At 63.0% G+C, this 16,842-nt stretch carries 15 protein-coding genes; 14 read left to right on the top strand and 1 reads right to left on the bottom strand.

What is annotated here, in order from left to right:
• Positions 1-305 precede the first annotated feature (305 nt).
• From CUJ91_RS35270 to CUJ91_RS23810, 12 genes are all read left to right on the top strand, one after another.
• Positions 306-581 (top strand): ABC transporter permease subunit, encoded by a 276-nt coding sequence (locus tag CUJ91_RS35270; RefSeq protein ID WP_006052136.1) that lies wholly within the window; start codon positions 306-308, stop codon positions 579-581.
• Between the two features lie 580 nt (positions 582-1,161).
• Positions 1,162-2,100, top strand: coding sequence for a D-ribose ABC transporter substrate-binding protein (locus CUJ91_RS23860; RefSeq protein WP_114157314.1), 939 nt, complete (start codon positions 1,162-1,164; stop codon positions 2,098-2,100).
• A 63-nt stretch (positions 2,101-2,163) separates the two neighbouring features.
• A complete protein-coding gene (locus CUJ91_RS23855; protein WP_114157313.1) occupies positions 2,164-2,820 on the top strand; it encodes a DUF2291 family protein in 657 nt (218 codons plus the stop codon).
• On the top strand, positions 2,817-4,379 hold the full coding sequence (locus tag CUJ91_RS23850; protein WP_107709698.1) for a sugar ABC transporter ATP-binding protein: 1,563 nt from the start codon (positions 2,817-2,819) through the stop codon (positions 4,377-4,379). The genes CUJ91_RS23855 and CUJ91_RS23850 overlap by 4 nt, the downstream gene beginning before the upstream one ends.
• A gap of 68 nt (positions 4,380-4,447) precedes the next feature.
• Entirely contained in the window at positions 4,448-5,515 is a 1,068-nt protein-coding gene (locus tag CUJ91_RS23845) for an ABC transporter permease (protein WP_114157312.1), read from the top strand.
• 3 nt (positions 5,516-5,518) lie between these two features.
• The gene (locus CUJ91_RS23840) at positions 5,519-6,646 is read left to right on the top strand and encodes a Gfo/Idh/MocA family protein (protein WP_208716196.1); all 1,128 of its coding nucleotides are present in this window, start codon (positions 5,519-5,521) and stop codon (positions 6,644-6,646) included.
• Positions 6,643-8,655, top strand: coding sequence for a D-apionate lactonase (gene apnL / locus CUJ91_RS23835; RefSeq protein WP_114157311.1), 2,013 nt, complete (start codon positions 6,643-6,645; stop codon positions 8,653-8,655). Before CUJ91_RS23840 ends, apnL begins: the two co-directional genes overlap by 4 nt.
• Positions 8,656-8,764: 109 nt before the next feature.
• Positions 8,765-10,135 (top strand): MFS transporter, encoded by a 1,371-nt coding sequence (locus tag CUJ91_RS23830; protein WP_114157310.1) that lies wholly within the window; start codon positions 8,765-8,767, stop codon positions 10,133-10,135.
• A gap of 41 nt (positions 10,136-10,176) precedes the next feature.
• Positions 10,177-11,007: a phosphogluconate dehydrogenase C-terminal domain-containing protein gene (locus CUJ91_RS23825; protein WP_006052128.1), complete on the top strand. Its 831-nt coding sequence runs from the start codon at positions 10,177-10,179 to the stop codon at positions 11,005-11,007.
• A gap of 48 nt (positions 11,008-11,055) precedes the next feature.
• Positions 11,056-12,300: a ribulose-bisphosphate carboxylase large subunit family protein gene (locus CUJ91_RS23820; RefSeq protein WP_114157309.1), complete on the top strand. Its 1,245-nt coding sequence runs from the start codon at positions 11,056-11,058 to the stop codon at positions 12,298-12,300.
• The gene (gene oiaK, locus CUJ91_RS23815; protein WP_114157308.1) at positions 12,297-13,709 is read left to right on the top strand and encodes a 3-oxo-isoapionate kinase OiaK; all 1,413 of its coding nucleotides are present in this window, start codon (positions 12,297-12,299) and stop codon (positions 13,707-13,709) included. The genes CUJ91_RS23820 and oiaK overlap by 4 nt, the downstream gene beginning before the upstream one ends.
• A gap of 148 nt (positions 13,710-13,857) precedes the next feature.
• Positions 13,858-14,565: a transcriptional regulator NanR gene (locus CUJ91_RS23810; RefSeq protein WP_006052125.1), complete on the top strand. Its 708-nt coding sequence runs from the start codon at positions 13,858-13,860 to the stop codon at positions 14,563-14,565.
• Positions 14,566-15,615: 1,050 nt separating this feature from the next.
• On the opposite strand, the gene CUJ91_RS23800 is transcribed toward CUJ91_RS23810, so the two are convergent.
• Positions 15,616-15,807: a hypothetical protein gene (locus tag CUJ91_RS23800; protein WP_153067645.1), complete on the bottom strand. Its 192-nt coding sequence runs from the start codon at positions 15,805-15,807 to the stop codon at positions 15,616-15,618.
• A gap of 373 nt (positions 15,808-16,180) precedes the next feature.
• Here CUJ91_RS23800 and CUJ91_RS23795 point away from each other — a divergent pair, with 373 nt between their 5' ends.
• A complete protein-coding gene (locus tag CUJ91_RS23795; protein ID WP_107709710.1) occupies positions 16,181-16,429 on the top strand; it encodes an AbrB/MazE/SpoVT family DNA-binding domain-containing protein in 249 nt (82 codons plus the stop codon).
• Positions 16,423-16,743 (top strand): type II toxin-antitoxin system PemK/MazF family toxin, encoded by a 321-nt coding sequence (locus CUJ91_RS23790; protein WP_107709712.1) that lies wholly within the window; start codon positions 16,423-16,425, stop codon positions 16,741-16,743. Before CUJ91_RS23795 ends, CUJ91_RS23790 begins: the two co-directional genes overlap by 7 nt.
• The last annotated feature ends 99 nt before the right edge of the window (positions 16,744-16,842 follow it).

The following is a 16,842-nucleotide window of genomic DNA, read 5'->3' as shown; positions in this document are numbered from 1 at the left end:
GCCTAAAAGCGCCCGCGATCGAACTCCGGCAGTGCACGCGTTCCTTCAATAGCGACCGAGTGCAGCAGTTCAGGATCCAGCCGTTCGTCGGGCAAGGCGATAAGCATGCCGACTTTGCGTTTGCATACGGCGCGCCGGCGGGCCCGATTGCTTTCGTCAGTACGATCAAGCTTCGCAAAGCGGGTTTGATGCGGCCGTTGATACCCGTGACGCATTTTGCAACGCGCAGCAGTATTTCATAGACCGGAAGCTCCTGCCCCCCGCATCGTGATAGGTCCAGGGAGGCAGATCGCCGCGTCAATCCGTTGGCCTGGCCGACGCTCACGCACGTGACCGTCTCGGGTGTAGTGACACTCATCTGCGCGCTGATCGTTTATCAGGCCGCGTACCTCTCCGAAGTCATCCGCTCCGGCATTGAGGCGATTCCTCGCGGGCAATTCGAAGCGGCACGCGCGCTCGGACTCGGCTACATGACGACGCTGCGGCAGGTGATCGTGCCCACATTCACCGCTATCGAGCGACGAATGTCGGCAAAGCGATTGGAACAGTCGCACCTGCATCGAGCGGTGACGGATCGCTAAGGCCGATGAACGGAATTCGTATCACCGCAGTCAATATGGGCCGCACCGCCGGTCGCCAAAAGCGCGTCGCACAACGCCTGCAAAGATAATCTTCGTCGTTTCGCTCGCCCATGACCCGGCTCGATATGGGACTTAAGTGGCATTCTTCGGCATTGACGAACCGTCGGACGTTGATCTTTTTCAGCTCAAACGGCTGTCGGATGGATGCAGCCATGCCCGCGCTGCTGGACGTGTCTCTTCGCTCCGATCATCCCTTCACACACGGCATTTCGGCGCAGGTCCACATGTTGGTCCGGATCAGACGGTCGCATCTTTTGTCGCTTTTTGCCTTCAGGGCGCAGTCATGCCAGCAATGAACCTATGCGCTGCATCGACCTGCAAAGTGGCAACGCAAAGAAAGGATCCCAACATGTCTGGGACCGCTCTGAGTAGCGAAAACCCTGGCGAGATCGCTCTTCCATGGCCAAACGTAGCTGGTATGATGACATCATGACGGCATAAGTGACGAGCGCAAAAATAAAAAGAACGCATCGCCCGCGACTGGTTTTGCAGTGCACAGACGTTGACAAGGAGACAAACCATGAAGGCCTCAAAACGCTGGGTCGCGCTCGCCGCAGCCACGCTTACCCTCTTTACCGCGACGGGCACCGCACAGGCGGCCAACCTGATCGCCATCATTACCCCATCGCACGACAATCCATTTTTCAAGGCCGAAGCGGACACCGCCAATGCGCGCGCCAAAGCGCTCGGCTACGACACGATCGTGCTGGTGCATGACGACGACGCGAACAAGCAGTCCAACCTCGTCGACACCGCAATCGCCCGCGGTGCCAAGGCGATCATTCTCGACAACGCCGGTTCTGAGGCATCGATCGCGGCGGTGCGCAAGGCGAAGGCGGCGGGCATCCCGTCTTTCCTGATCGATCGCGAAATCAACGCGACGGGTATCGCGGTTTCGCAAATCGTGTCGAACAACTACCAGGGCGCGCAGCTTGGCGGCCGCGCGTTCGTCAAGGCGCTCGGCGAGAAGGGCAACTACGTCGAACTCGTTGGACGCGAAGCCGATATCAACGCCGGTATCCGTTCGAAGGGCTATCACGACGTGATCGACCAGTTCCCGAACATGAAGATGGTCGAGAGGCAGTCGGCGAACTGGAGTCAGACGGAAGCGTATCGCGTCATGGAGACCGTTTTGCAGAGTCACCCGGACATCAAAGGCGTGATCGCGGGCAACGATACGATGGCGATGGGAGCCTCGGCGGCATTGAAGGCGGCCAAGCGCAGCGACGTCATCGTCGTCGGTTTCGACGGCAGCAACGACGTGCGCGATGCGATCATGCGCAACGACATCCGCGCGACCGTTCTGCAACCGGCGGCGCTGGCCGCGACGGAAGCGGTCGAGCAAGCCGATAAATACATGAAGACCGGTTCGACCGGCAAGCCCGAAAAGCAGTTGATCAACTGCTCGCTGATCACCAAGGCGAACGCCGGCAAGCTGGATATGTTCGCCCTGCGCTAAAGCGTGTCTGTCGCCCGGGGCGTACGTCCCCGGGTTTTCCTCCGGCGTGGAATGAGGACATTCATGAGAGCTTCTGTATACGCGGCCATTCTGCTGGTCGCGGGCGGTGCGCTGTCTGGCTGCAAACTGGTCAAGCACGATCCTCAGGCATCCAAAGGGTCGCGCGATGCGTACGCGTCGGCGGGCTACGATCCGAACGCGATGGTCGCCTCCATGTGGACCACGAAAGTGGTGCCCAGCGTCGAGAAGCGCGCGACCGATATCAAGGTGTTGCTTGACGCCATCAAGGCCGATCCCGACGCGGCCGGCAAAAAATATGGCTACCGGGGCAAGGACGACAGCGCGCCCTGGAATTTCCCGACCAGGGTGCGGGGCACCATTGTGTCGGTCGATACGGACTCGAGTCAGGGCACGGTGGGCGTCGATACGGACGGCGACGGCAAGGCAGACGTGATCGTCGACATCGGCCCGACGGTGTTGGGAACGACTCTGCGCGATTCGCTCGACTTCGTCTCGTTCGCGGATTTTCGCAATCAGATCGAATACGCCCGATTCGGAACCGCGCTCAATGCCTACGCGGCGGCACATGTGATGAAGCCGTTGCCGCGCAACGACCTGAAAGGGCAGCCGATCACGGTGACAGGCGCGTTCTCCTACGACGGCGCGAGCGACCAGCCGGAAGTGGTGCCGCTGGCTCTCGCGCTCGGGAGCAAGCCATGAGCGCGGCCCTCGTGGAGAACGATGTCGTCCTTCAGGTCGAGGCGGTGACGAAGGTGTATCCCGGCACGGTCGCATTGAAGGAGGCGAGCTTCACCGTGCGGCGCGGCGCGGTCAACGTGCTTGTGGGAGAAAACGGCGCGGGCAAGTCGACGATGATGAAAATCATCGCCGGTGCGGAGCAGCCCAGCACGGGGCGGCTGCTTCTCGACGGCCAGCCCGTTCAGCTCGCGAGCAGTTCGGACGCGCTGCGTCACGGCATCGGCATCGTGTTTCAGGAACTCAACCTGTTCCCGAATCTGTCGATCGCGGAGAACGTCTTCATCGCGCATGAAATCACGCGTGGGCGCATCGACATCGATGCCGGCGCGCAGCGCCGCAAGGTGAGCGAGTTGCTCAAGCGCCTCGAACTCGACGTCAGCCCGGATACGCTGGTCGAGGATCTGCGCATCGGTCAGCAGCAGCTCGTTGAAATCGCCAAGGCGCTGGCGCACGACGCGCGCATTCTGATTCTCGATGAGCCCACCTCCGCACTGAGCGCAGCCGAGGTCGATGTGCTGTTTCAGGTGATCGCGGATCTGAAGTCGCATGGCGTCGCGATTGTCTATATCTCGCACCGGCTCGAAGAACTGATCCGTATCGGCGACTACATCACCGTGTTGCGCGATGGCCGCATCACCGGCCATCAGCCGATGAACGAGGTGGACGTGCCGTGGATCGTGCGGCAGATGGTCGGTCGCGAGACGAAGGATTTTTCACGCCCCATCGGACACGAACGCGGCACCGAAGTGCTGCGCGTGCATGACGTATCGCTGCCGCGCAAGGGAGCCGGCCTGCTCGTAGACCACGTGTCGCTGTCGCTGCATGCGGGCGAGATCGTCGGCATTTACGGGCTGATGGGAGCGGGGCGCTCGGAACTGTTCGAATGCATTCTCGGCTGTCATCCGCATGCAACGGGCGACGTCGTGCTCGACGGCAAGCCGTTGAACGGCAAGCCGGTTGCAAAGCGTGTGGCGCAGGGCCTCGCGCTGATCCCCGAAGACCGCAAGGCCGATGCGTTGCTGCCGATCCTGTCGATCGGCAGCAACATGACGCTGTCGAGCCTCGCCGATTTCGCGCGGGGCTTTCATATCGAGCGGCAGCGCGAGCAGAACGCCGTCACGCGTTTCATCCGCGATCTGGCGATCAAGGTGGCCGACTCGCATCTGCCTGTGAGTTCGCTCTCCGGCGGCAATCAGCAGAAGGTCGTCATCGCGCGGGCGTTGATGACGGCGCCGAAGGTGTTGCTGATGGACGAGCCGAGCCGCGGCATCGACGTCGGTGCGAAGGCGGACATCTTCAAGGTGATGCGCGATCTCGCCGTCAAGGGACTCGGCATTCTGTTCGTCACGTCCGACCTGGAAGAAGTGATGGCGCTGTCCGATCGCATTCTGGTGATGTCGAACGGGCGCATCACGGCGGAATTCGGTGCAAACGAAGCCACGCAGGACGCGCTCGTTGCCGCATCGGCGATCGGACACCGCGTCGACACGCGCGGAACCGGACAACGCGCCGCCGCCTGACCAGAATCGATGCAACCCGGGATGTAACCCAAAGACGCAGGCCTGACTGGACGATTGGAGACCTTTTCATGACCGTAGCGATCAAAAGCGCCGCGCCCGGCGCGAACCTCGGTGAAGCGCCGCTTTTACTCCTGCTCAAGCTGCGCACGTTCATCGCGCTCTTTGCCGTCGTCATTTTCTTTTCGTTCGCGGCGCACAACTTTCTGAGCATCGAGAACCTGCTGATCATGTCGCGTCACGTTGCGCTCAACGCGTTTCTCGCGATCGGCATGACCTTCGTCATCGTGGCGGGCGGCATCGATCTGTCGGTTGGCTCGATCGTCGGACTGTCAGGGATGATCGCGGGCGGGCTGATTCTCAACGGGATTCCACTTGGCAGCAGCTACACGCTCTATCTGAGCGTGCCCGAGGTGATCGGCGTCGCGCTGCTCTCGGGCGTCGCGGTCGGCGCGGTGAACGGCCTGCTGATCACGCGGCTCAACGTCGCGCCGTTCATCGCCACGCTGGGCACGCTGTATATCGCGCGGGGCGCGGCGCTGTTGTCGTCGGGCGGCGAGACGTTTCCCAACCTGACCGGCAATCCGGATTACGGCACCACAGGCTTTCCGATTCTCGGTAGTTCGTCCATTCTCGGCATTCCTCTCACGATCTGGCTGCTCGTCGTGGTCGGTGCATTCGCGGCCTATCTCGCGGCACGCACGCCGCTCGGGCGGCAGATCTATGCGATCGGCAGCAACGAGCGCGCGGCGCAGCTCTCCGGCGTGCGCGTGAATCGCGTGAAGATGTTCGTCTATATGTTTTCGGGGTTTTGCGCGGCGATTGTCGGGCTGATCATTTCGTCGGAACTGGTCGCGTCGCATCCGTTGAGCGGCGAGACCTTCGAACTCAACGCGATCGCCGCGGCCGTACTGGGCGGAACATCGATGTCGGGCGGACGCGGCAAGATCGGCGGCACGATTATCGGCGCGTTCGTGATCGGCATTCTGTCCGACGGGCTCGTGATGATGGGCGTCAGCTCCTTCTGGCAGACCGTTATCAAGGGTGTCGTGATCGTCGCGGCGGTGGTGGTCGATCAGATCCAGCGGCGGGTGCAGCAGCGCTTCGCGTTGCAGAAACAGGCGGCGACAGGAGCGTGAGCGATGAGTGCAACGGACGCAACGCAGGCAATCAGCGCAATGACCACAACGGTGAAACGCTTCAAAGGTGCGTTGATCGGATGCGGCTTCTTCTCGCGCAATCATCTGCACGCATGGCGGGACATCGACGGCGCGGAGATCGTCGCGCTGTGCGATGCCGATAGCGAGCGGTTGAAGGCGGCAGGGCAGGCGTTCGGTATCGAGCGTCTGTACAGGGATGCAGCGGCGATGCTAAGCGCCGAGCAACTGGATTTCGTCGACATCGCCACGACTGCGCCGAGTCATCGTTCGCTTGTCGAGCTGGCCGCGCAAGCGGGCGTCGCGGCGATCTGCCAGAAGCCGTTCGCACTGACGCTCGCCGATGCGCGCGCAATGGTCGCCGCTTGCGAGCGGGCCGGCGTGCCGCTGATGGTCCATGAGAACTTTCGCTGGCAGCCTGCGATTCAGGCCGTGGGCCGCGCGCTGCATGACGGTGCGATCGGCACGCCGTTCTGGGGCCGCGTGTCGTTTCGTTCAGCGTTCGACGTATTCAGCGGGCAGCCGTATCTCGCGCGAAACGAACGTTTCATTGTGGAAGACCTCGGTATTCATATTCTCGACATCGCGCGCTTTCTGTTCGGCGACGTGACGCGTCTTGCCGCGGCGACCTCGCGCGTGAATTCCGCGATTGCCGGTGAAGACGTTGCGACCATTCTGCTCACACACGAAAGCGGCGTGACGAGCGTGGTGGATTGCAGCTACGCGTCGCGTCAGGCACGCGAGCTGTTTCCGCAGACGCTGGTCGAAGTGGACGGCGCTGAGGGCACGCTGCGGCTGTCGGCGGACTACCGGCTGGAGATTCACAACCGCGACGGCACGCGCACCGCAACAGCGGCGCCGCCGCCGTTGGCGTGGGCAAGCGTGCCGTGGGAGGCGATCCAGGCCAGCGTGGTGAATATCCAGCGCCACTGGATCGCGTGCCTTCGCAATGGAGGCGAGCCGCAGACGAGCGGCCGCGACAACCTGAAGACGCTTGCGCTCGTCGAAGCAACGTATCTCTCCGCGCGTGAAGGCCGCACGGTCGTGTTGAAATCGCTCGACGCAGAAGCGCCTGCGGTCACGTCCACTTCTTCCGGTGCGGTGCGGCGATGAATAGCCGTGACGCCTCGCTCGCCAACATTTACTACGGCACCTCGCAGATCGAGCCACGGGGGCAGACGCTGACGGCCGGCCCGTGGTCGGCGCTTTTCATCGACGGTGCGTTGCGCGATATTCGCTACGGCGGCACCGAAGTGATTCGCGCGATCAGCTGGCTCGTGCGCGACCGGGATTGGGGCACTTGCCGGCCGGACATTCGCGACGTCGAAGTCGACTCGCATGCGCGAGGCTTTCGCATCTCATACGCCGCGCGCTGCGCGAATCCCGACGGCCATGTTCTGACCTACACGGTCCTGATCGAATGCGATGCGGACGGTGCGTTCGAATGCAGCGCTCAGGCGACGGCGCAAACGGATTTCGTCGCGGCGCGCTGCGGCTTCGTGGTTCTCCATCCGATCGAGGGCGTCGCCGGTGCGGCGGCGCGCGTGGAGCACGATGACGGCACGATCGAAGTATCGTCGTTTCCTGCGTTGATCGATCCGTGGCAACCGTTCACGCGTATCCGCACGATCGAGCATGCGCTTGCATCCGGCGAAACGGTGCGCTGCGCGTTCACGGGCGATGTGTTCCAGATGGAAGACCAGCGCAACTGGTCGGACGCATCGTTCAAGACTTACTCGCGTCCGCTCGAACTGCCGTGGCCGTATACGATCGAAACGGGCTGGACGGGCGAGCAGTCAGTATGTATCGAAGTCGACGGTGCGCCGCGCCAATTGAACGAGGTAGCGGCACTGCCGCGGCAGCATGGCGAAAGTCGGCATAGCGAAATACTGATCGACTTGCGCGGCATGGACGAGCCGATGCCTGATCTCGGCGTGACGATCGCGCCCGACGAGATCGACGCGACGCTTGCCAATCTGTCATTGCTGGCCGAACTTGCGCCGCAGCGCCTGACGCTGCACTTCGATCCCGTCGCCGGTCATGGTACGGCGGAACTCGTGCGGTTCGCGCAGTTGCAGCGGCGCGCCGCGATCCCGGCCGTGCTCGAATGCGCGCTGCCTGGGGTGAATGCGCCCGAACACGAATTGCAACGGATCGCGGCGCGGATTGGGGAAGCCGGCCTCGAGTTGACCGGCATCGTTGTCAGTCCGTCCGTGCACCGGCAGTCGAACCCGCCGGGGAGCATCAGCCCGCCATGCCCGCCACTCGACGAGGTCTACCGCGCCGCACGCCGCGCGTTTCCCGGCTTGCGTCTGGGCGGCGGCATGCTGAGCTACTTCACGGAACTCAATCGAAAGCGGCCGCCGCTCGAGTTGGTCGATTGGGTCACGCACGCAACCTGTCCCATCGTTCACGCAGCCGACGACCGCAGCGTGATGCAAACGCTCGAGGCGATTCCCCACATCACGCGTTCCTGTCGCGCGTTGATTGGCGCGCAGCCGTATGCGATCGGTCCGGTATCGATCGGCATGCGGCAGAACCCGTATGGTTCGCGCGTGATGCCGAATCCGCAAGGCGAGCGCGTGGCGATGGCTGGCGACGACCCGCGTCAGCGCGGTCTGTTTGGCGCGGCGTGGCTGGCCGGTTATGCAATGGCGCTCGAAGGCGCGGCGCTCGAATGCCTGACGCTCGGCGCGCTAACGGGGCCGCGCGGCCTGGTCGATATCGCGTCCAGTCCGGCGCGTTATCCGATGTTTCATGTCGCGGCCGCGATGGCGCGGATGGCCGGTATGGACCGGTTGCAGTGCGGCGCGGCGAATCCTCGCGAGGTGGCGTGTTTTGGCGCGCGCGACGCGAAGGGACGCATGCGCCTGGTCGTCGCCAACCTCACGCCTGATCCATGCACGGTCCGCCTGAGGTTCGCCGGCGGCGAGGTGGTGGGCGACAGGAGCGTTTCGACGCTCGATGAATCGTCGTTCGAAGCGGCGCGAGGCGGGCAAATCCCGGTGGACTGTCTGAGCCCCGGGCACGGCACCGTGTCCCTCAAGCCCTTCGCCTGCGTGCAGATAGCTGTCGGGCTGACGCCTTTCGGACGGCCCATCTCCGCCGCCCGCCACCGATAAACCGCTCCGTGAATACCCCACTGTCAGCACTTTAAGCATCAGGGTCTACTCATCACACCAATACATCACATGAGTGATGTGTCGAGGCGACCTGATTGGAGGATGTGAGATGCAAACCGTACCCGTGAATCAGGTCGAGCGATCGGCCATACGCAAGGTATCGATTCGCCTTGTGCCGTTCGTGGCGCTGATGTTCTTCATCAATTTTCTCGACCGCACGGCGATCTCGTTTGCCGGTCCGAACGGCATGACGAAGGACCTCGGCCTGAGCGCCGCGCAGTTCGGTCTCGCGGCCGGCGTGTTTTTCATCGGTTACATCGTGCTGGAGATTCCAAGCAATCTCGCGTTGCACAAGTTCGGCGCGCGCCGTTGGCTCGCTCGCATCATGGTGTCGTGGGGCATCGTCGCGTTGCTGTTCACGTGGGTCAGCAGTATTCCCGGCCTGTACACGCTGCGCTTTCTGCTCGGCGTGACGGAGGCGGGCTTTTTCCCGGGCGCGATTCTGTTCCTCAGCATGTGGGTGCCGTCGCGCTATCGCAGCCACATCCTCGCGCTCTTCTATCTCGCGCAGCCGCTGACGATCGTGATCGGCGCACCCGTTGCCGCGTTGCTGATCGAAGCGCATGGCCTCTTCGGACTTGCCGGCTGGCGCGTGATGTTCTTCGGTGTCGCCGTGCCCGCGATCGTGATCGGCGTGGTGGCGTGGTTCTATCTCGCCGACCGGCCGTCGCAGGCGCGCTGGCTGACCGCGGCCGAGAAGACCTGGCTCACCGCCGAACTCGAAGCGGAAGAACTCGCCCGCGCCAATGCGTCGACACAGCACTCGATGCATGCGCGAGCCGCGCTCAGAAGCGGCCGCGTATGGATGTTCGCGTTGATGTACTTCGGCCTGATCTACGGACTCTATGCGCTTGCCTTCTTTCTGCCGACGATCATCGGCGGCTTTGAAGGCCAGTTCGGCACGCACTTCAACGTGTTCCAGAAGGGCTTGATCACCGCGATCCCGTATCTGCCCGCCGCGCTCGCGCTGTATCTGTGGAGCCGCAACGCGACGAAGCATGGCGTGCGTGCATGGCACATCGGCGTGCCGGCACTGATCGGCGCGGCGAGCATTCCGCTCGCGCTGTACATGCAATCGCCTGCCGCGACCGTCGCCGTGATTACCGTCACGGCCTGCGCGATCTTTTCCGCGCTGCCGAACTTCTGGGCGCTGCCCGCGCGCTTTCTCTCCGGCGCCGCGGCTGCGGCGGGCATCGCGCTGATCAACACCATCGGCAATCTCGCCGGCTTCATGGCGCCGTACGTCACGGGCGCCGTGAAGGATGCGACGGGCTCATATCACGCGCCGATGTTCATCGTCGGCGTACTGATGCTGATGAGCGCGGGACTGGCCTTCGCGTTCTGCAGCAGCGCGCGCCTGCCAAAACCCGGTGACGGCATCGCGCCCGTCACGCTCGAGCCGCAATCGCATTCGAGCTGATCGCCACGAATTTCAATGAATCCATGCAAGGAGCTCACACCATGAAAGAGAAAATCGCACTGTTCGGCGCCGGCGGAAAGATGGGCTTTCGCCTCACCAGCAATCTGCTCAAGTCCGACTATCGCGTCGCGCATGTCGAGGTGAGCGAGGCGGGGCAAAAGCGTCTCAGGGAAGAACTGAACGTCGACTGCGTGTCGACCGATGCCGCGCTCGACGGCGCACAGGTGGTGATCCTCGCCGTGCCCGACACACTGATCGGCAAGCTCAGTCACGAGATCGCGCCGAAGCTGCCGGCGGGCACGATGGTGATGACGCTCGACGCCGCGGCGCCGTTCGCAGGCCATCTGCCTGAGCGGCCCGATCTGACATATTTCGTCGCGCACCCGTGTCATCCAATCATTTTCAATAACGATGACGATCCGAAAGCGCGGCGCGATTTCTTCGGTGGCGCGTACGCGAAGCAGTCGATCACCAGCGCGCTGATGCAAGGCCCGGAAGAAGCGTTCGACCTCGGTGAAGACGTGGCCAAAGTGATCTACGCGCCGATTCTTCGCTCGTATCGTTTGAGCGTCGACCAGATGGCGCTGCTCGAACCCGGCCTGTCGGAAACGATTTGCGCGACGCTGCTCTACGTGATGCGCGAAGCGATGGACGAGACCGTGAAGCGGGGCGTGCCGAAAGAGGCCGCGCGCGACTTTCTGCTCGGGCACATGAACATCCTGAGCGCGGTGATCTTCAACGAAATTCCCGGCGCGTTCTCCGATGCGTGCAACAAGGCGATCGAATTCGGCAAGCCGCGGCTGATGCGCGACGACTGGAAGAACGTGTTCGATCGCGCGGAAATCGCCGAGAGCATCCGCCGGATCACGTGATAGGGCGATGTGCGCCTTCTTTCCGATTTCCAAACAGGGATTGATATCGTGAGCGAACGTATTCACGCGACTTACTGGCTCGAAACCGGCGACGATCCACAACGTGCTGCCGACGTGATTGCCGGCGAGCAGTCGAGCGGCACCTTTGTCGCGCTGCCGAACGAAACGCCGGAATTGAAGGCTCGCTCGGGCGCGCGCGTCGAGCATCTCACGGTGCTGGAAACGGTCGGCAGGCCGAGTCTGGCTGGCGGAATCGTGTCGGAGCGGTATAGCCGCTGCACGCTCGAACTGTCGTGGCCGATCGAAAATCTCGGTGCGTCCCTGCCGAATCTGATGTCGACCATCGCAGGCAATCTGTTCGAGCTGCGGCAGGTGTCGGGTTTGCGTCTAACCGGGCTGACGTTGCCGCCGTCGTTCGCTTCGGCGTATCCGGGGCCCGCGTTCGGTATCGAAGGCACGCGGCGGCTGAGCGGGGTCGCGCACGGTCCGTTGATCGGCACGATCATCAAACCGAGCGTCGGGTTGTCGCCCGTGGAGACGGCGCAGCAGGTGCGCGAACTCGTCGCGGGCGGCATCGACTTCATCAAGGACGATGAATTGCAGGCCGACGGTCCGCACTGTCCGTTCGAGGAACGGGTGCGGGCCGTGATGCGTGTGGTCAATGCGGAAGCGGATCGCACCGGCAAAAAGGCGATGGTCGCGTTCAACGTGACGGGCGACCTGGATCAGATGCGTCGTCGTCATGATCTCGTGCTGGCCGAGGGCGGCACATGTGTGATGGCGGTGCTCAACTCGATCGGTCTGGTCGGCATGCATGAACTGCGGCGGCACGCGCAATTGCCGATTCACGCGCATCGCGCCGGCTGGGGTTATCTGTCGCGCTGCCCCGAGCTTGGCTGGGACTACGCGCCGTGGCAAATGATCTGGCGTCTCGCGGGTGCCGACCATCTGCATGTGAACGGACTGCGCAACAAGTTCAGCGAGCCCGACGACAGCGTGATCGCCGCCGCGCGCGCGGTGCTCGCGCCGGTGATGCGCGAAGCGCCGATGTCCGCGATGCCGGTGTTCAGTTCAGGGCAGACCGGCTTGCAGGCCGCGGACACGTACGCCGCGATCGGCTGTGCGGACCTGATTCACACGGCCGGTGGCGGTATCTTCGGTCATCCCGGCGGCGTGGCAGCGGGCGTCGAGGCGTTACGCGAGGCGTGGGTCGCCGCCGTCGAAGGCGTGCCGCTCAAGCAGCATGCCGCAAGACATCCGGCATTGAACGCCGCGCTGGAGTTCTGGAAATGAACGGGACAGAGCCGGCGGAGCCGACGAACGGGACGAACGCGACAGCGTGGCCTGCCGGGCTGCTGCTCGCCTATTACGGCGACGACTTCACGGGCTCGACGGACGCGATGGAAGCCATGCAAGCCGCCGGCGTGCCAACCGTGCTGTGTCTGCAAAAGCCTTCGCCCGAGTTGCTGGCGCGTTTTCCAGAAGTGCGCTGCGTGGGCATGGCGGGTTCTTCGCGTGGACGCTCCAGCGCATGGATGGACGACGAGCTTCCGGATGTTTTCGCGAGCCTTGCCGCGCTCGGCGCACCGATCCTGCAATACAAGGTCTGCTCGACGTTCGATTCGTCTCCCGAGGTCGGATCGATCGGCCGCGCAATCGACATCGGCGTCAGGCATATGCCCGGCAACTGGTCGCCGATGGTGATCGGCGCGCCGCGCCTGAAGCGTTACCAGATGTTCGGCAACCTGTTCGCCGCCGTGGATGGTGTCGGCTACCGGCTCGACCGGCATCCGACCATGTCGCGGCATCCCGTCACGCCGATGAACGAGGCCGATCTTCGCCTGCATCTCGCGAGGCAAACGGCGCGGCGCATCGAGCTGATCGACATGCTTGAACTGCGCGGCGCCGATGTCGCGACGCGAGTGCGAGCGCTGTGCGCGTCCGACACGCCGGTCGTCCTGATCGACGTGCTCGACGAAGAGACCCTGGCCGAGGCGGGCCGTCTGGTTTGGGAGCAGCGTGGCGAAGGGATTTTCACGGCGTCGTCGTCGGGTCTGCAATACGCGCTGGCGGCACACTGGCGCGCGCGTGGGTTGTTGCCGCCGACGCCGTCTCTACCGGTCGCCGATCCCGTGCCGGCGATCGCGGCCGTCAGCGGCAGTTGCTCGCCGGTGACGGCCGCGCAAATTGGCTGGGCGCGCGCACACGGTTTTCACACCGAGCGCCTCGATTTGCCTCGGGCGCTCGATTCGCGCGACGGAGCCGCCGAGATCGAACGCGTCGTGACGGCAGCCACGCAGGCGTTGACTCGCGGCATCAGCGTGATCGTGCATAGCGCCGAAGGGCCGGACGACCCGGCGGTAACCGGCTTCGACGCCATTGCGTCCGCTGCGGGATTTGCGCGGCACGATGCGGCGCGCAAAGTCGGGCGCGCATTGGCCGAGGTGATGCGGCGGCTGCTCGATAGCGTCGAGCTGACGCGCGTGGTCGTCGCCGGTGGCGACAGTTCAGGGGAAGTGGCGAGCGTGCTCGGCATCGATGCGCTGAGCGTCATGGCGGGGCTCGTGCCTGGCGCGCCGCTGTGCCGCGCATGGTCCGCAGAGCCGCGGCGCGATGGTCTGCAAATCGTGCTGAAAGGCGGCCAGATCGGCGATGCAACGTTCTTTGGCATGGTCAGGGAAGGGCGGCTGTCGAGGGGGTAACGTGCGGTGCGCGTTGAACCAGCGAGCGGTCGCGCCGCGCGCCACCCGGTCTTGTCAGGTCATAGGTGGCGACGGCCCCCGCGCCCTTCCATCCGGCGGCGTGTCCGTGGTAAGGTCATTACACCACTTGGTTTTACGCGGACATGTCATGGCTGAGATCATTCAGCGTCGAAAGCTGTATCAGGAAGTTGTCGACCGGCTCATGGAGCGAATCCGTTCGGGCGAAATCGCGCCCGGCGCGCAGCTTCCGTCTGAACGGGAGTTGATGGAAATCTACGGTGTGGGCCGGCCCGCCATTCGCGAGGCGCTGCAAACGCTGGAGCGCTCCGGCATCGTCGAGATCGTGCACGGCGAGCGTGCGAGGGTCGTTGTTCCCACGGCCGACCGGCTGATCGCGCAGATCGCCGGCGGCGCGATGCACCTGCTGCGCAGTCATCCCGACATGCTGGCTCACCTGAAAGAGGCGCGGGTCTTTCTCGAGACGGGCACCGCGCGCATGGCGGCGGAGCGCGCGACCGAAGAGGACGTGGCTCGCCTGCAACTCAGCGTGGCGCGGCACCGCGCTTCCATGGTCAATCTCGAGGAGTTTATCGAGCGCGATATGGCGTTCCATCGCGAGATTGCGCTGATCAGTGGCAATCCGATTTTCCCGTCGATTGTCGAATCGCTGTTTCGCTGGGCGGGCGAATACTACCGGCCGCTCGTGCGCGCGCCGGGCGCAGAAGAGTTGACGTTGTCGGAGCACCAGCGAATCGTCGATGCAATCGCGAAACATGATGGCGACGGTGCGGCTGAAGCAATGCGCGCGCATCTGAATCGTGCAAACGAACTGTATCGAACGCTTAGCCGGACGTAATCGAGGGCTCTACCAGGTCACGTCAGCGCTACGGTCCAGGATGCGGCGAATCTGTCACGACGCGTACTGCAATGCCTGTCTTTGTTGAACGCAGCCCAGCAGGTTGGCTGACTGGGGCGATTCATCAGCTTCTGGACCTGCACTCTTCGGACGCGCCAGACCGGGACAGCCGGAAGAGCGGTGGCGACGCGATATCCCATTCACCTTGAGAGTGGAGATCAATGGCGTGCTTTGTCGATTGCGAGTCCGAACAGTGAGCGAAGAGGTCGATCGGAAAGGCCACCATCGGCGCCATTGACCGACCATGGGGGACAACGACGTAGTACGCGTCTTTGGGCTTATACGTTGTTGATTTGCACGGAATCCTGACCCACGGGGGGGGGCGGATCCCGTGCAAATCAACACCCCAACGGACATCATTAGTGGAATTTGCGAACTTCAACAGATTGTGGTCGCTGATCGAGCCACTGCTACCTGCGCGAGCACCACGCAATCGCCAGTTTGCGGGCCGCAAACCGACACTCGATCGGGCGGTGCTGACCGGCATCGTATTCGTGTATGCCACGCTAGCAGAATTAACGGACACTATTAGCGCCTATGGGCACGGCTAGCAGAATTAGCGATCTTCAACAACGGGCGCAAGATGGACGGCGGCGGAGCAGGGCGGCCGCGTCGGGTTGCCCGGGTTCAGGGGCGCCAGAAGGCTTGGCAGAGATTGTTCGTCGCCGACGGGTCTCGATGATCGGGCAGCGTCCGGGCGTGGCAGTAACTGACGGATGGACTGCCGCCATGCCGGCCGGCAGACGATGCTCACGGACAACTGAGAAAGTGTTCGGCGCGTTTTGCATCACCGCACTGCATGGCGACGAGCAGCGTTTGAGGGGAGCGGCCGAGTTCGCCCTTCCTCACCACCGGGTGACTGCCTGCGCGTTGTGGACGACAAGAGGGCGATCAGAAGCGCAGCTACAATCGCCGGCTGCTCGGGCGGCCCAAGCGGGAGTGCTTCCAGGCCATCGTGCCCACGCGTGTCACCAACCGGCTCCGGACGTCCTACTTCAGCACGTCCGACTCTTCGTAGCAACGCATTGCCGCTTGCAGGGGCGTGGCGTCCATCCAGTGTTGCCCGTCGTCGGATTTGATACCGCCGCGAGTTACCTTGCCGACACAAGCGACAAATTGTTTTCCTAACTCTGCATCGGCAATTTCGCCGACGACGATTCGCAGTTGTTTCAGTTCGTCCAAGCTCATTTTCATTTCTTCTGTGCGGGCTGTGCGGAGATCCGCTCGCCGTCTGGTCCCATCGGACGGGCTGCGTCCAAGGGCACTGGGCCGAGTGGATACTGTTATCTGTAAGGTATATAGCAGCGTCAGGCCGCAGCGACCGGCGAGGTGCCGCCCTCCGGCGCGTCGGCAAGCCGGGGTGGGCGCCGGCGTCGCTCCTTCTTCCCTCGGGCGAAAAAAAGCTGACCGCGAAGGTTCGCTCTAACGGTTCCCTACCTACGTTGAGGGACCGCGGTGAAGGACTTTAGGGCTGAGTGACAAGCAGCGGCCAACGTAATAACATTGTGTTGACGCGATCCGCTCGATGGCATAACATTGTACTTACGGTGAGCTTATGAAAACGACGATTCGCAGGATGGGTAATTCGCAGGGCGTGCTGATTCCAAAGCCCGTCCTTGCGCAGTTGGGATTGGAGAACGAAGTGGAAATGGAAGTCGAAAACGACGCGATCGTGCTGCGTCGCCCCCGCCATAAGGCTCGCGAAGGCTGGGCTGAGGCGAGCAAGGCGCTTGCTGAGAGCGGTGACGACGCGCTGGTGATGGGTGAGTTTGGCAACGCCGACGATGCGGAGCTTGCATGGTAGTGCGCGGCGAAGTCTGGCTCGTTGCGCTCGATCCGACGCTAGGTAGCGAGATTCAAAAAACGCGGCCCTGTGTAGTGGTATCGCCGCCTGAGATGCACGACCATCTGCGAACGGTCATCGTTGCACCGATGACTTCGAAAGGGCGCCCTGCGCCGTTTCGCATACCTGTGACGTTCAAACGGAAACAGGGGTTGATTTTGCTGGATCAGATTCGCGCGGTAGACAAGGTACGACTGGTAAAGAAGGAAGGCGCGATTGCCGATAACACAATGTTGGACACCCTGCGTACCTTGCAGGAAGTGTTCGCGGAATAGGAAAAGTTGTCACTACAAATCGGCGACAGAAAAACGGGGTGGGGAATATTTTGGCGCATGTTTCTCGGCGAACTTTTGGCGTCTCTGGCGTTTATGGCG

Origin of the sequence: Paraburkholderia graminis (assembly GCF_003330785.1) — a bacterium.
Taxonomy (GTDB): Bacteria; Pseudomonadota; Gammaproteobacteria; order Burkholderiales; family Burkholderiaceae; genus Paraburkholderia; species Paraburkholderia graminis.
Note: the sequence above shows the minus strand (reverse complement) of the source record. Positions and strands in the feature narration are given on the sequence as shown.

Coding starts and splice junctions, on each gene's coding strand:
- CUJ91_RS23810 (WP_006052125.1), top strand. CDS start 13,858: ATGGCTGAGATCATTCAGCGTCGAAAGCTGTATCAGGAAGTTGTCGAC.
- CUJ91_RS23840 (WP_208716196.1), top strand. CDS start 5,519: ATGAGTGCAACGGACGCAACGCAGGCAATCAGCGCAATGACCACAACG.
- CUJ91_RS23830 (WP_114157310.1), top strand. CDS start 8,765: ATGCAAACCGTACCCGTGAATCAGGTCGAGCGATCGGCCATACGCAAG.
- oiaK (WP_114157308.1), top strand. CDS start 12,297: ATGAACGGGACAGAGCCGGCGGAGCCGACGAACGGGACGAACGCGACA.
- CUJ91_RS23790 (WP_107709712.1), top strand. CDS start 16,423: ATGGTAGTGCGCGGCGAAGTCTGGCTCGTTGCGCTCGATCCGACGCTA.
- CUJ91_RS23850 (WP_107709698.1), top strand. CDS start 2,817: ATGAGCGCGGCCCTCGTGGAGAACGATGTCGTCCTTCAGGTCGAGGCG.
- CUJ91_RS23845 (WP_114157312.1), top strand. CDS start 4,448: ATGACCGTAGCGATCAAAAGCGCCGCGCCCGGCGCGAACCTCGGTGAA.
- CUJ91_RS23795 (WP_107709710.1), top strand. CDS start 16,181: ATGAAAACGACGATTCGCAGGATGGGTAATTCGCAGGGCGTGCTGATT.
- CUJ91_RS23855 (WP_114157313.1), top strand. CDS start 2,164: ATGAGAGCTTCTGTATACGCGGCCATTCTGCTGGTCGCGGGCGGTGCG.
- apnL (WP_114157311.1), top strand. CDS start 6,643: ATGAATAGCCGTGACGCCTCGCTCGCCAACATTTACTACGGCACCTCG.
- CUJ91_RS23860 (WP_114157314.1), top strand. CDS start 1,162: ATGAAGGCCTCAAAACGCTGGGTCGCGCTCGCCGCAGCCACGCTTACC.
- CUJ91_RS23825 (WP_006052128.1), top strand. CDS start 10,177: ATGAAAGAGAAAATCGCACTGTTCGGCGCCGGCGGAAAGATGGGCTTT.